13 protein-coding genes are annotated in these 13,748 nt (G+C 71.6%); 6 read left to right on the top strand and 7 right to left on the bottom strand.

Features of this window, described 5'->3' with window-relative positions; all coding sequences use genetic code 11:
- Window positions 1-70 precede the first annotated feature (70 nt).
- Window positions 71-1,300 carry an exo-beta-N-acetylmuramidase NamZ domain-containing protein gene (locus OHA64_RS10135; RefSeq protein WP_405611134.1) on the bottom strand — a complete coding sequence of 410 codons (1,230 nt, stop codon included), beginning with the start codon at window positions 1,298-1,300 and terminating at the stop codon, window positions 71-73.
- Window positions 1,301-1,506: 206 nt separating this feature from the next.
- On the opposite strand from OHA64_RS10135, the gene OHA64_RS10130 reads away from it, so the two are divergent.
- The 3 genes from OHA64_RS10130 to OHA64_RS10120 are packed head-to-tail and all read left to right on the top strand — an operon-like array spanning window position 1,507 to window position 4,573.
- Window positions 1,507-2,280 (top strand): SDR family oxidoreductase, encoded by a 774-nt coding sequence (locus OHA64_RS10130; protein WP_405611131.1) that lies wholly within the window; start codon window positions 1,507-1,509, stop codon window positions 2,278-2,280.
- Complete coding sequence (locus OHA64_RS10125) at window positions 2,277-3,938, top strand: class I adenylate-forming enzyme family protein (RefSeq protein ID WP_405611128.1); 1,662 nt, start codon at window positions 2,277-2,279, stop codon at window positions 3,936-3,938. Before OHA64_RS10130 ends, OHA64_RS10125 begins: the two co-directional genes overlap by 4 nt.
- Before the next feature lie 41 nt (window positions 3,939-3,979).
- The gene (locus OHA64_RS10120; protein ID WP_405611125.1) at window positions 3,980-4,573 is read left to right on the top strand and encodes a TetR/AcrR family transcriptional regulator; all 594 of its coding nucleotides are present in this window, start codon (window positions 3,980-3,982) and stop codon (window positions 4,571-4,573) included.
- Window positions 4,574-4,632: 59 nt separating this feature from the next.
- Here OHA64_RS10120 and OHA64_RS10115 read toward each other — a convergent pair whose 3' ends face one another.
- The 6 genes from OHA64_RS10115 to OHA64_RS10090 form a co-directional block, all read right to left on the bottom strand.
- Entirely contained in the window at window positions 4,633-5,847 is a 1,215-nt protein-coding gene (locus OHA64_RS10115; protein ID WP_405611122.1) for an acyl-CoA dehydrogenase family protein, read from the bottom strand.
- Between the two features lie 6 nt (window positions 5,848-5,853).
- On the bottom strand, window positions 5,854-6,876 hold the full coding sequence (locus OHA64_RS10110; protein WP_405611119.1) for a phosphotransferase family protein: 1,023 nt from the start codon (window positions 6,874-6,876) through the stop codon (window positions 5,854-5,856).
- A gap of 280 nt (window positions 6,877-7,156) precedes the next feature.
- On the bottom strand, window positions 7,157-7,486 hold the full coding sequence (locus tag OHA64_RS10105; RefSeq protein WP_405611116.1) for a DUF202 domain-containing protein: 330 nt from the start codon (window positions 7,484-7,486) through the stop codon (window positions 7,157-7,159).
- The gene (locus tag OHA64_RS10100; protein WP_405611113.1) at window positions 7,483-7,875 is read right to left on the bottom strand and encodes a YidH family protein; all 393 of its coding nucleotides are present in this window, start codon (window positions 7,873-7,875) and stop codon (window positions 7,483-7,485) included. Before OHA64_RS10100 ends, OHA64_RS10105 begins: the two co-directional genes overlap by 4 nt.
- A gap of 226 nt (window positions 7,876-8,101) precedes the next feature.
- Complete coding sequence (locus OHA64_RS10095; protein WP_405611110.1) at window positions 8,102-8,617, bottom strand: NUDIX hydrolase; 516 nt, start codon at window positions 8,615-8,617, stop codon at window positions 8,102-8,104.
- Between the two features lie 121 nt (window positions 8,618-8,738).
- The gene (locus tag OHA64_RS10090) at window positions 8,739-9,632 is read right to left on the bottom strand and encodes a DMT family transporter (protein WP_405611107.1); all 894 of its coding nucleotides are present in this window, start codon (window positions 9,630-9,632) and stop codon (window positions 8,739-8,741) included.
- 642 nt (window positions 9,633-10,274) lie between these two features.
- On the opposite strand from OHA64_RS10090, the gene OHA64_RS10085 reads away from it, so the two are divergent.
- From OHA64_RS10085 to OHA64_RS10075, 3 genes are all read left to right on the top strand, one after another.
- Complete coding sequence (locus tag OHA64_RS10085) at window positions 10,275-11,219, top strand: hypothetical protein (protein WP_405611104.1); 945 nt, start codon at window positions 10,275-10,277, stop codon at window positions 11,217-11,219.
- A gap of 97 nt (window positions 11,220-11,316) precedes the next feature.
- Window positions 11,317-12,858: an APC family permease gene (locus OHA64_RS10080; protein WP_405611101.1), complete on the top strand. Its 1,542-nt coding sequence runs from the start codon at window positions 11,317-11,319 to the stop codon at window positions 12,856-12,858.
- 146 nt (window positions 12,859-13,004) lie between these two features.
- Window positions 13,005-13,748, top strand: a complete 744-nt coding sequence (locus OHA64_RS10075) for a molybdopterin-dependent oxidoreductase (RefSeq protein WP_405623921.1) — start codon at window positions 13,005-13,007, stop codon at window positions 13,746-13,748.

The following is a 13,748-nucleotide window of genomic DNA, read 5'->3' as shown; positions in this document are numbered from 1 at the left end:
GGTGAGGCACGAGTGACGGCGGGTCGGCGAACGCGGCCCGCCGTCATCACCGGTCGAGCCGTGGACGTCCTCACCGGTAGACGAGGTACTCCCCGCGCATCCGCCGGAACGCCGCCAGTTCCCGTCCCCAGCCCGCCACCACCTCGTCGGTGTCCGCGCCTGCGTCGATCATCGTGCGCACCAGCGTGGAGCCCGTCAGCTTGTCGATCCAGTTGTCCGGGCGCCAGGCGAAGCCGCTCCACACCTTCTTCGCGGTCACCAGGAGCGCGATCCCGGCACGTACGGGGTCGTAGGCGTCCCGGTCGTGCACATGGATCTGCACGCCCCCGATCGTCTTCCCCTGGAACTTGGAGAAAGTGGGCGCGAAGTACGCCTCCCTGAAGTGCGCGCCGGGCAGGGCGAGTTCACTCACCGCGGCAGCCCACCGCCCGTCCAGGCCCTCCGCGCCCAGCAGTTCGAAGGGCCGGGTCGTCCCGCGTCCCTCCGACAGGTTCGTCCCCTCGAAGAGGCAGGTCCCCGAGTAGACGAGGGCGGTGTCGGGCGTCGGCATGTTCGGGCTCGGCGGCACCCAGGGCAGACCCCAGGCGTCGTACCACTCCGACCTGCGCCACCCGGTCATCAGTACGGTGTCCAGCTCGACCGGCGAGCTCAGGAACTCCCCGTTGAACAAACGCGCCAGCTCCGCGACGGTCATCCCGTGCGCCTGGGAGATCGGCTGCCGTCCGACGAAGGTCGCGAACTCCTTGTGCAGCACCGGGCCGAGAGCCGCCCGGCCGGTCACGGGGTTCGGCCGGTCCAGGACCACGAACCGCTTGCCCGCGAGTCGGGCCGCCTCCATGCAGTCGTACAGCGTCCAGATGTACGTGTAGAAGCGCGCGCCCACGTCCTGGATGTCGAAGACGACGGTGTCCACGCCGGACGCGGTGAAGATGTCGGCGAGGGCCTGGCCGCTCTTGAGATACGTGTCGTAGACGGGCAGGCCGGTCGCCGGATCGTCGTAACGGCCCTCGGAGCCGCCCGCCTGGGCGGTGCCGCGGAAACCGTGCTCGGGACCGAAGACGGCGACCAGGTTCACCCGGTCGTCGGCGTGCATGACGTCCACGATGTGGCGGACGTCCCGGGTGACGCCGGTGGGGTTGGTGACGATGCCGGTTCGCCGGCCGCTGAGCTGGGCGTAGTGGTTCGCGGCCAGGTTCTCGAAGCCGGTTCGCCTGCGGCGGGCCGCGGAGGCGGGGGGTGCGGCGGTGAGTGATGTTGCTGCCGTGGTCGCCGCGAGCAGGGCTCGTCTGGATAGGCGCATGCGGTGCAGGTTAAGCGCTCCCGCGGGTCGTACGTAAGCTCCGGGTCGGTTGTGGCCTGTCGCGCCCACGTGGCGGAGCCGCATATTGATACATCGACAGCGCTCTCGCCCTCAGGTGCTCCAGCCACCCTTCCTTCGAACATACCGACCGGTTAGTCTGGGCGCCGCGGGGGCAGAGCCGAATCGCGTCGCGTCGAAGGAGACCGATGGTGGGAGCCGTGCAGGATGCCGGAGTGGTCGTCACCGGAGCGGGGGGCGGTATCGGGGCCGCGCTGGCCCGTCGCTTCGCCGCCGAGGGCGCCCGGGTCGTCGTGAACGACCTGGACGCCGACCGGGCCGGAGCGGTGGCCGACGAGATCGGCGGCATCGCGGTCCCGGGCGACGCCTCCGGGATCGTCACCGAGGCCCGTGCGGCGCTGGGCGGGACGGTGGACGTGTACTGCGCCAACGCCGGTGTCGCCTTCGAGGACGGGGCCCACGGGCTGTCGGCCGACGAGAAGTCCTGGGCCGTGGCGTGGGACGTCAATGTCATGGCCCATGTGCGTGCCGCCGATGAGCTGCTCCCCGCCTGGCTGGAGCGCGGCAGTGGCCGCTTCGTGTCCACCGTCTCCGCCGCCGGCCTGCTGACGATGATCGGCGCGCCCTCCTACAGCGTCACCAAGCACGGCGCGTACGCCTTCGCCGAGTGGCTGTCGCTGACGTACCGGCACCGTGGTCTGAAGGTCCACGCGATCTGTCCGCAGGGCGTGCGCACCGACATGCTGGCCGCCACCGGCAGCGCGGGCAACCTGATCCTCCAGCCGACCGCGATCGCCCCCGAGGAGGTGGCGGACGCCCTGTTCAAGGGCATCGAGGAGGACCGTTTCCTGATCCTGCCGCACCCCGAGGTCGCCGGGTACTACCAGGCCAGGGCCGCCGACCCGGACCGCTGGCTGACGAACATGAACCACATCCAGCAGAAGTGGGAGACGACCCGGTGACCGACTCCCGCTACGCGGCCAAGCCCTGGCTGGGCCTGCTCAACGACGCCCAGCGCGCCCCCGCCGACCCCGCCGACTCCTTCGTGCACGCCCTGCGCCGGGCCGTCACCGAGACCCCGGACCGCACCTTCCTCGCCTACTTCGACGGCCGCCTGACCTACCGCGAGGTCGACGAACTGAGCGACTCGGTCGCCGGTCACCTCGCCGCCCGCGGCCTGGAGCGCGGCGACCGGGTGGCGGTCCTGCTGCAGAACTCCCCGCACTTCGTGCTCGCGGTGCTCGGTGCCTGGAAGGCGGGCGCCACCGTCGTGCCCGTCAACCCCATGTACAAGTCGGGGGAGGTCGGTCATGTCCTGCACGACGGCGAGGTGGCCGCGCTGATCTGCTCCGACCGAGCCTGGGACGCGTATCTGCGCGACGCCGCCGCCGACTCACCGGTGCGGATCGCGCTCACCGCCTGCGAGCTGGACTTCCAGACCCGCGGGGACGCGCGCGTGCTGACCTTCGAGCGGCTGCCGGGGGCCGGGGACGCCGACGATCTCACGGAGGTGGCCCGGGCCGGGCACAAGGCACCCGAGGGCCGCGACCCGGCACCGTCCGACGTCGCGCTGATCAGCTACACCTCGGGCACCAGCGGCACCCCCAAGGGCGCCACCAACACGCACGCCAACATCATGTACAACGCCGAGCGGCAGCGGACGGGCCTGGGCCTGCCCGAGTCACCCGTCTACTTCGCGATGGCGCCGCTGTTCCACATCACCGGGATGGTCTGCCAGTTCGGGGCGTGCCTCGACAGCGCGGGCACGCTGGTCCTGGCCTACCGTTTCGAGTCGGGGGTCGTGCTCGACGCGTTCGCCGAGCACCGCCCGCACTACACGGTGGGTCCGGCGACCGCCTTCATGGCGCTGGCCGCCCACCCCGACGTCACCCGGGACCACTTCTCGTCCTTCGTCACCATCTCCTCCGGCGGTGCCCCGCTGCCGCCCGCCCTGGTGGAGAAGTTCCGGGCCGGCTTCGGGCCGTACATCCGCAACGGCTACGGGCTCACCGAGTGCAGCGCGCCCTGCGCCTCCGTGCCGCCCACCCTGGAGGCCCCGGTCGACCCGGTCTCCGGGACGCTGGCGGTGGGCGTGCCCGGCCCCGACACGGTCGTCCGGATCGTCGACGACCAGGGCGCGGAGGTGCCCTTCGGGGAGCAGGGCGAGATCGTCGTGCGAGGGCCGCAGGTCGTGCCCGGATACTGGCGGCGCCCGGAGGCCACCGCCGAGACCTTCCCGGACGGCGAGCTGCGCACCGGCGACATCGGCTTCATGGACCCGCAGGGCTGGCTGTACGTCGTCGACCGCAAGAAGGACATGATCAACGCGTCCGGCTTCAAGGTGTGGCCGCGCGAGGTCGAGGACGTCCTCTACACGCACCCGGCGGTGCGCGAGGCGGCCGTCGTCGGGGTCGCCGACGGGTACCGCGGGGAGACCGTCAAGGCGTACATCAGTCTCCGTCCGGGGGCCGAGACGGACCCCGGTGCGCTCGCCGCCTACTGCAAGGAGAGACTGGCCGCCTACAAATACCCGCGGCAGGTGGAGATCCTGCCCGACTTGCCGAAGACGGCTAGTGGGAAGATCCTCCGGCGGGAACTGCGGTCTCGCCCGCAGGGCTAGAGGCAGCAGCAGAAGAACAACTCGGAAGGCAGGTGGCGGCAGTGCCCAGGACGACGGACGGTGACGGGATCCCCGTGCCGCAGCGGCTGCTGGCCGCCGCCACCCGGCTCTTCGCCGAGCAGGGCTACGACCGCACCTCGGTGCAGGAGATCGTCGAGGCGGCCGGCGTCACCAAGGGGGCGCTTTACCACTACTTCGGCTCCAAGGACGACCTGCTGCACGAGGTGTACGCGCGCGTGCTGCGCGTCCAGCAGGAGAGACTCGACGCCTTCGCGGGCGCCGACGAGCCGATCGAGAAGCGGCTGCGCGGCGCGGCGGCCGACGTCGTCGTCACGACCATCGACAACCTCGACGACGCGATGATCTTCTTCCGCTCGATGCACCACCTGAGCCCCGAGAAGAACAAGCAGGTGCGGGCCGAACGCCGGCGCTACCACGAACGCTTCCGCGCGCTCGTCGAGGAGGGCCAGCAGGCAGGCGTCTTCTCCAGGGCGACCCCCGCCGACCTGGTGGTCGACTACCACTTCGGCTCCGTCCACCACCTCTCCACCTGGTACCGCCCCGACGGTCCGATGAGCCCGCAGGAGGTCGCGGACCACCTCGCGGACCTGCTGCTGCGGGCGCTGCGGCCCTGACAGCCGACGGACATGGGTGAGGGGCGGTCGCCATGGCGACCGCCCCTCACCGCGTCACCTCACAGGTACTTCTTCAACTCCCGCCGCGCCAGCGAGCGCTGGTGCACCTCGTCCGGGCCGTCGGCGATCATCAGGGTGCGGGCTCCGGCGTAGAGCTCGGCCAACGGGAAGTCCTGGCTGACGCCGCCCGCGCCGTGCAGCTGGATCGCGCGGTCGATGATGTCGACGACCGTGCGGGGCGTGGCGATCTTGATGGCCTGGATCTCCGCGTGGGCGCCCCGGTTGCCGACCGTGTCCATCATCCAGGCCGTCTTGAGGACCAGCAGCCGAAGCTGCTCCACGGCCACCCGCGCGTCCGCGATCCAGTTGTGCACCACGCCCTGCTGGGCCAGCGCCTTGCCGAAGGCGTCGCGCGAGACGGCCCGCCTGCACATCAGCTCGATCGCCCGCTCGGCCATGCCGATCAGTCGCATGCAGTGGTGGATGCGGCCGGGGCCGAGACGGGCCTGGGCGATGGCGAAGCCGCCGCCCTCCTCGCCGATCAGGTTCGACACCGGCACCCGCGCCCCGTCGAAGACGACCTCGGCGTGGCCGCCGTGGTAGTGGTCCTCGTACCCGAAGACCTGCATGGCGCGCTTCACCGTGACGCCCGGGGTGTCGCGCGGGACCAGGACCATGGACTGCTGACGGCGGATGTCGTCGCCGTCCGGATCGGTCTTGCCCATCACGATGAAGATCTTGCAGTCCGGGTTCATCGCCCCGGAGATGTACCACTTGCGGCCGGAGATGACGTACTCGTCGCCCTCCCGCCGGATGTGCGTGGTGATGTTGGTGGCGTCCGAGGAGGCCACCTCCGGCTCGGTCATCGCGAACGCCGAGCGGATCTCGCCCGCCAGCAGCGGTTCCAGCCACTGCTTCTTCTGCTGCTCGTCGCCGAACTGCGTCAGCACCTCCATGTTGCCGGTGTCCGGAGCCGCGCAGTTCGTCACCGTGGGCGCCAACTGCGGTGAACGGCCGGTGATCTCGGCGAGGGGCGCGTACTGGAGGTTGGTCAGGCCGGCGCCGTACTCGGAGTCCGGGAGGAAGAGGTTCCACAGGCCCTGCCTGCGGGCCTCCGCCTTCACCTCCTCGACCACGGCCGGGGTGTCCCACGGCGAGGCGAGCTTCTCGCGCTGCTCGTGCGCGACGGCCTCGGCCGGGTAGACGTACTCGTCCATGAAGGCGAGCAGCTTGGCGCGTAGTTCCTCGGTGCGCGCGTCGAACGCGAAGTCCATGTCTGGTCAGCCTTCCTGAAGGGTGGTCAGGCCGTGCTCGATGAAGACCGGGACCAGGTCGCCGATGCGGTCGAAGCCGCGGCCGACCGTCTGGCCCAGGGTGTAGCGGTAGTGGATGCCCTCCAGGATCACGGCGAGCTTGAACCACGCGAACGCCGTGTACCAGGAGACCGCGGAGACGTCACGGCCCGAGCGCGCCGCGTACCGCTCGATCAGTTCGGCGGGATCCGGGTGCCCGGGGGCCTCGGCGGTCGTGGACACCGGCGAGTCGGGCGCACCGAGCGGCAGGCTGTACATCACCAGCAGACCCAGGTCGGTCAGCGGATCGCCGAGCGTCGACATCTCCCAGTCGAGGATGGCCTTGATCCGGTCGTCGTCGCCGATCAGCACGTTGTCGAGCCGGTAGTCGCCGTGCACGACCGTCGGGTCGGGGGAGTGCGGCATGGCGCGGCCGAGCGTCGCGTGCAGCTCGTCGATCCCGGCCAGCTCACGGTTGCGGGAGGCGTCCAACTGCTTGCCCCAGCGCCGCAGTTGCCGGTCCAGGAAGCCCTCGGGCCGGCCGAAGTCGGCCAGACCCACCTTGGCGGGATCCACCGCGTGCAGCTCGACGAGCGTGTCGACCAGCGCGAGGACGGCCTCCCGGGTACGCGCGGGGCCGAGCGGGGCCAGCTGGTCGGCGGTGCGGTACGGGGTGCCCTCCACGAACTCCATGACGTAGAAGGACGAGCCCAGCACCTCCTCGTCCTCGCAGAGCAGCACCGGTCGCGGCACCGGCACCTCGGTCGGGTGCAGCGCGCTGATGACCCGGTGCTCGCGCTTCATGTCGTGCGCGGTGGCCAGAACATGGCCGAGCGGGGGCCGTCTGACGACCCACTTCGCGCTGCCGTCGGAGAGCGCGTACGTGAGGTTCGACCGTCCGCCCTCGATCAGCCGGCCGGTCAGCGGGCCCTGCACCAGGCCGGGCCGCTCACGGTCGAGCAGGGCGCGCAGCCGGTCGAGATCGAGTCCTGGCGGGTGGTCGGGGCTCATCGATGCTCCTTACGTGTGCGGTGTGCACGGGGCCCGCGGGCGCGTGAACGGGACTGCTCCATGATGCCGACCGGTCGGTATGTCGTCCAGGGCCGGGGCAGAACGTGATCGGAGCCACGATAGGCGGACCGCTCCCCGCCGGTGGCGACGGGGAGCGGTCGGCGCGGCCGGGAGTTGCTTGCGGGGTCCGTGTGAGGCATGCGGCTGATCGGAGGCTTACTCTCCTCGGTCCTGCTCGGTTCTTCTCCGGCCGGCCTTCTCTGGTCTTCTCCGGCCGGCCCTAGAAGACCAGCGCCGCCGCGCAGACGGCCAGCGCCACGGTCAGGAGTGCCCCCGTCGTCGCGTCCCGCGGGGCCAGCGCCGTGGGGCTGCTCGTCGCCGACAGGACGCGGATGCGGCGGTGGGCGACGAGCAGGAAGCCCAGCCACAGGGCACCGGACAGCGCGCACACGGTGACCCCGGCCACCGAGACTCCGCCGTGCAGCGTGGCCTTCATGGCCAGCAGGGCGGCCACGGTGCTGGACAGGGTCGTCCGCCGCCAGGCGAGCCGGGTCCGCTCCGGCTGGAGGCCGGGATCCCGGTCCGTGCCCTCAGGGGCCGTCCCGCTCACCCCTCCCACCCGACGAGCACCACGAAGACCATCGCGACGGCCACGACCGCGACCGCGATGCTCAGCAACGCCGGGAACCGTGACACCGGCAGGTCCTCGCCCCGGCGCATGGCCCGTTCGCAGCGCACCCAATGGTTCACCGCACGCAGCGAGCACAGCACACCCGCGGCGAGCAGCGCCAGCGCGAGCCCGACCCGCCAGCCCCAGCGCAGGTCCGGCAGGAACTGGTCCACGGCGAAGCCGCCGCCGATCAGCGCGAGCGCGGTGCGCAGCCATGCGAGGAAGGTGCGCTCGTTCGCCAGCGAGAAGCGGTAGTCGGGGGTGCCGCCCTCCTGCCGGAGATCCCGCGGGGCGAACCACAACCGAACGTTCCGTGCGAAACCGATCACGCCGAGGACCCTACCCGGCGGTTCCGCCGCGCTGGGCTTGGGCCGACCGTGGCCCGCGGGCTCGCCGTCGCCGGGGGCTGCCGCCCCCGGGCCGGCTGGGGCCAGAACGGCCTCGTCCTCAAGTGGGCCTCGTCCTCGAGCGGGCCTCGTCCTCGAGCGCCGGACGGGCTGATGGCTGCACGGCCTGTCGATCGCTCGCCGGCAGTCGGCGTCGACGTTCACTGACTCAGCCCGCCGACCGGTGCGCTTTCAGCCGCTCGTACGCCGCCAGTCCGTCCGGTACCCACCGCCACTCCCGCAGGCGCCGCTCGACCTCGTCCTCGGGCAGGAAGGCGTGCCAGGCCACCTCCTCGACCTGGGGGCTGACCGGGAGGTCGCAGCGGACCTCGTACACGGCCGACCACCAGGTCTGCCCGGCGCCGTCGTCGTAGAGGAACCTGAAGAGGTGTTCGGGGCGGGGGAGGCCCGTCACCCCCAGCTCCTCCTCGGCCTCGCGCAGGGCCGCGTCGTCGTAGGACTCGCCCGCGCCGACCACTCCGCCGACGAACATGTCGTACAGCGAGGGAAAGACCAGCTTGGTCGGTGTGCGGCGGTGGACGAAGAGCCGACCCGCCGCGTCCCGGGCCTGGATGAAGACGCAGCGATGGCGCAGGCCCCGCGCGTAGGCCGCACCGCGCGGGGACTGCCCGATGACCTGGTCGTTCTCGTCGACGATGTCGAGGATCTCGTCAGCAGCGCTCATGGCTCCATACAACCAAACGCTCCATACAACCAAACGCTCCATATAACCAAACACAGCCCGTGCGACCCCGCGCGAGCAGGCGGGCGGCGAGAGGGGCGAGTGGGGCGAGAGGGCGGAGCCGTCAGCGCGGTTGCAGGTCACGTGCCCGTTCGGGCGGTGTCACACCGCGCGGCATCGCCGGGTGGAGGCCCAGCAGGACGATGCCGACCACGATCGCCGCGAGACCGGCCGCCTCCCAGGCCAGCGCGCCGGGGTCGGTGCGCAGCCGGTCACCGAGGAAGCCGACGCCGCAGACGATCCCGGCCAGCGGCTGGGCCGCCGTCAGGGCGGGCAGCGACATGCGCAGGGGTGCCGTCTCGAACGCGCTCTGCACCAGGACCAGGCCGGTGACACCGAGCGCCAGGACGGCGTACGGCTGCCAGCCGGTCAGTACCTCGACGAGGCCGCCCTCCGAGAACCGCTCCCCGCTCACCCGGGTCAGGGCGTCCTGCACGCCGTACAGCAGGCCGGCCGCCACCGCCAGAAGGACCGGTCCGGAGCTGAGCCGGGAACGCTTCGCGTACGTCGTGAGCAGCAGCGCGAGACCGATCATCACGCCGATGATCAGCCAGTGGCGCAGCGGGTCGGTGACCGCGTTGCCGCCGCGTGGCTGGCCCGCCACGATGAACGCCGTCACCCCGCCGGCCAGCAGCAGGAGACCGGCCCAGCCCTGGCGGCCCAGCGGCTGCTTGGTCTGCCTGCGGGAGAGGGCGAGGGCGAACAGCAGGTTCGTCGCGAGGAGCGGTTCCACCAGGGAGATCTCACCCTTGCCCAGCGCGATCGCGCCGAGGGCCATGCCGGCCACCATCAGGCCGATGCCGCCGAGCCAGCGCGGCACCCTCATCAGGTCCAGGAGAAGCCGGAACGACAGGAAGTCGCTCATCGGTGCCTGGCGGGCGGCGTTCTGCTGGAGCACGAACCCGAAGCCCAGACAGCAGGCCGCGCTCACGGCGAGAACAAGAACCAGTACCGACACGCTGCGTACCTCGATCCAGCCGGGCCACGGGGTGCGTAGGGGGCTGACTGTAGCGGCCCAGGGCCCGGCTTGCCCCTGGGAGTACCCGGATTCGGGCGGTCGACGCGGTCACGCCGCCCGATCGATCAAAGGCGGGACCATGTCCGTCCTGCCATGGTGCGGTGCCGAGCCGGTCGGCGCCATGGCGTACGACACAGACGCCGCCCCCGACGGGGGCCGTCCCTCTCCTGTGAATGCACAAGTACTAAGTGAATCCCTAGAGTTGACGCGTGTAACGTCCCGGCGGCACTTGACGGAAACCGTTGGCTGGGGATTGGCTGTGCGTGATCAGCTGACGACAAGCCGCAATACCCGGGACCGGGTGAACCGGCCGGCCCGTCGGCACAACCGACCATGAGCCGCGTCGCGTGAGGAAGTCCCCGCGGTGTCCCCACCCCCGCCCCACGGCCCAGAGGCCTGCCGTTCGGATCGCGCCCTGCCCCAGGAGGCCGGCCAGCACTCACCAGGAAACGTGACCGGCATCGCGGCGCCCGACTCCGCCCCGCAGCCGCACGCTTCCCCCGGCCCGCGGCCCCGCTCGGGCAGGGGACTCCCCATGACCCCCCTCACCCGCGCTTCCAGGCGCCGTCCCGCGGAGCCGACGTGATCCGAAAAGCAGGACTCAGCCGCAAGCGTGCCGCCGCCCACGCGCTCGACGCCGCCCTGGACGACACCGAGCTCGTGTCCGCGCGAGCCGCGCTCGCGCAGGGGCGATGGCAGGCGGCCCGTACGCTGCTGGCCTCCACGGGGGACGAGTGGGACCGCCGCGGGCACCGGGTGACGGTTCTCGCCCGGGAGCCCTACTGCGCCGCCTGGGCCAACGACTGGCTGCTCGCCGAGCCCGACTCCGCCGACGCCGCCGTCCTGCTCGCCCTCGCGCAGGTCCGGCGCGCCCTGCGGGGCAAGGAGGAACCGGCACGGGCCCGTGAGTCCTGCCGGTCCGCCGCCTCGCGCGCGCCCGCCGACCCCACCCCCTGGCTCGGGCTGCTCCTGCTGGAGCAGTCCCTGGGCTCCGGTGACGAGGTCGGCCGGCTGTTCGGCGAGGTCCGCGCCCGGCACCCCGACCACCACCACGCCCACCATCTGATGGTCGCCCGCCTCGCCGAGCACGGTTCCGCCGCCGGCCCGGACCCCTTGCACGAGGTCTACGACTTCGCCGCCTGGGCCGCCGAACAGGCACCCGCCGACTCCCCGCTCGCGATCCTCCCGGTCGTGGCGCACGCCGAGCGCTACCGAGTCCTCGCCGCCACCGGCCACGAGCCCCCCGACCCGGCGATCTCCCGGCACTGGACCGGCCGCCGGGCCCGGCAGGTGATGAAGGCCGCCTTCGACTGGTGGCTGGAGTGGGAGCAGGAGGGCCACCCCCGCCGACTGGTCGACCTGAACTTCCTCGCTCACGCCAAGGTCTGCGAGGGCCGGGGCGCCGAGGCCGCCGCCCTGTTCCACCGCATCGGCGAACACCCCACCCCGGCTCCCTGGTCGTACCCGGACCGTGAGCCGTACACCGCCTTCCGCGCCGCCCGCGACCACGCGCTCGGCACGGCGTAACGCCCTTGCCCCGAATTCTCCCGACCCCCGATCCTCCGATCCCCCGATCCTCCGAACAGATCCGATCCCCCGATCCTCCGAACAGAACGGTCCTCCCGTGACAACGGACAGCTCCAACACGAGAAAAGCCACGCGCGACGGCATCAGCACGTTCAAGGGCCAGGAGCGGGCCCTGCGCGCCGACCGTCTCGGCACCGGGGGCCTGCTGCTCTCCGTCCTCGCCGCCACCGCCCCCCTCATGGTCGTTGCGGGTGTCATGCCCACCACATTCGCGGTGATGGGCATCGTGGGACAGCCGCTCCTCTTCGTCGTCCTCGGTGTGGTCCTGGTCCTGTTCGGCGTCGGCTACGCGGAGATGAGCCGGCACGTCCACAACGCGGGCGCCTTCTACGCGTACATCTCCCGCGGCCTCGGCGCCACGGCCGGGGCGAGCGCCGCGCTCGTCGCCCTCGTCGCCTACAACGCCCTCCAGGTCGGCATCTACGGGATCTTCGGCTTCGAGGTCTCCGGCCTGTTCGCCACCTACGCCGACCTCCAGATCGCCTGGTGGATACCGGCGCTGCTGGCCGCGCTGGTCGTCGGCGCGCTCGGCTGGCTGAAGATCGACGTCAACGCCCGCGTGCTCGGCGTTCTGCTGGTCATCGAGGTCGCCCTGGTCGTGATCTTCGACATCGCGGCGGTCGCCGACCCCGCCAAGGAGGGCCTGTCCCTGCACGCCTTCAACCCCGACACCCTCACCGGCGCCGGGGTCGGCACCGCGCTGTGCTTCTGCATCGCCGCCTTCCTCGGCTTCGAGCAGGCCCCCGTGTACGCCGAGGAGACCAGCCGGCCGCACATCCTGGTGCCGCGCGTGATGTTCCTCGCGGTCGGCGGGGTCGCCGTCTTCTTCGCGCTCAGCAGCTGGGCCCTCACCGTCGCCGCCGGCCCCTCCGCCATCGTCGGCGAGTCGCAGAAACAGAGCGCCGGACTGCTGTTCTCCCTCACCGAGTCCCGCCTCGGCGCCACCTTCACCGACGCCCTGCACATCCTGTTCGTGACCGGCATGTTCGCCGCCCTGCTCAGCTTCCACAACGTCGTCGCCCGGTACGCCTTCGCCATGGGCCGCGAAGGCCTGCTGCCGGCCGCGTTCGGCCGTACGACCGGCGCGAGCGGCGCCCCCGGCACCGGCTCGCTGCTCCAGACGGCCGTCTCCGTGGTGATCGTCGTCGGCTTCGCGGTCGCCGACGACAAGCCGGCCGGCGATCCGACCGGACCCGTCCTGCACCTGTTCACGTGGTTCGGAAACATCGGGGCGCTCGGTGTGATCGTGCTGATGGCGGCGGCCTCGTTCTCGGTCGTGGTGTTCTTCGCGCGGCGCGGGGCCGTGCGCGCCCAGGCCGGGCGGCTGCTCACCTCCGCCGTCGCGGGCGTCGCCCTGCTGGTGATCGCCGGCTACACGGTCAAGGATTTCGACGTCCTGGTCGGCGCGGGCCCGGACTCCTCGCTGAGCTGGGTCCTGCCCGGCATCATCGCTCTCGCCCTGATCGTCGGCCTGCTGCAGGGCGTGGTCCTGCGGGCCCGCCGCCCCGAGGCGCACGCCCGCATCGGGCTCGGCAACGAGGCGTTCCAGCTCGAGAAGGCGGCGGAGCGGACGCCGTAGACGCTGAGAGCGGAGTGAGAAGTGGTTACGGAACTCTGACGAGCACCCGCTATCCCTGGTCCGGCGGGGGTCGCGGGTGCTCGAATGAGAAGGTGAACTCCGAACAGCCCGAGGAAGCCGGCACGAACCGCCCCGCGGAACCAGGCATGAGCCGCCCCGAGGAGCCGAGCCCGGAACGACCCGAGGAACGAGGTGCGCCGATCGGCCGCCGAGTCCTCCTGGGCACCCTCGGCCTGGGCGCGCTCGGTGTGGTCGCCGCACCCACCCTGCAACGCGGCCTGGAGGCCTTCCTCGGCAGCGCCGCCGACAAGGACCCGACCGGCCTGACCGGCCTGCTTCCGAACGGCGGCGGTTTCCGCTACTACTCGGTCACGTCCTCCGTGCCCAAGAAGAACGCGGACACCTACCGCCTCACCGTCGGCGGCCTCGTCGACCACCCGCGGTCGTACACGATGGGCGACCTGCGAGATCTGCCGCAGACCCGCATGGTCAAGGACGTCCAGTGCGTCACCGGCTGGCGGGTCCCCGACACCCCCTTCGAGGGGGTACGCCTGTCCCGGCTCCTGGACGCGGCGGGAGTGCGCGCCTCGGCCGGGGCGGTGCGCTTCACCTGCTTCGACGGGGCGTACACCGAGAGCCTCACCCTCGACCAGGCCCGCCGCGCGGACGTCCTGGTCGCCCTGCGCATGCAGGACAAGGAGATCGGCCACTCCCACGGCGGCCCGGTCCGCCTCTACGTGGCGCCGATGTACTTCTACAAGTCCGCCAAGTGGCTGTCCGGCATCACCGTGACCGAGGACGTGAAGCCCGGCTACTGGGAGGAGCGCGGCTACGACGTCGACGCCTGGGTCGGCCGTTCGAACGGCCGCGACGACAAGCCCACGAGTTGA

Origin of the sequence: Streptomyces sp. NBC_00076, assembly GCF_045041235.1 — a bacterium.
Classification (GTDB): Bacteria; Actinomycetota; Actinomycetes; order Streptomycetales; family Streptomycetaceae; genus Streptomyces.
This window is presented reverse-complemented; position numbering and strand designations above follow the sequence as displayed.

Excerpts from the sequence above, each read along its gene's own strand:
- OHA64_RS10135 (WP_405611134.1), bottom strand. The coding sequence starts at position 1,300 with ATGCGCCTATCCAGACGAGCCCTGCTCGCGGCGACCACGGCAGCAACA.
- OHA64_RS10130 (WP_405611131.1), top strand. The coding sequence starts at position 1,507 with ATGGTGGGAGCCGTGCAGGATGCCGGAGTGGTCGTCACCGGAGCGGGG.
- OHA64_RS10115 (WP_405611122.1), bottom strand. The coding sequence starts at position 5,847 with ATGGACTTCGCGTTCGACGCGCGCACCGAGGAACTACGCGCCAAGCTG.
- OHA64_RS10110 (WP_405611119.1), bottom strand. The coding sequence starts at position 6,876 with ATGAGCCCCGACCACCCGCCAGGACTCGATCTCGACCGGCTGCGCGCC.
- OHA64_RS10095 (WP_405611110.1), bottom strand. The coding sequence starts at position 8,617 with ATGAGCGCTGCTGACGAGATCCTCGACATCGTCGACGAGAACGACCAG.
- OHA64_RS10075 (WP_405623921.1), top strand. The coding sequence starts at position 13,005 with ATGAGCCGCCCCGAGGAGCCGAGCCCGGAACGACCCGAGGAACGAGGT.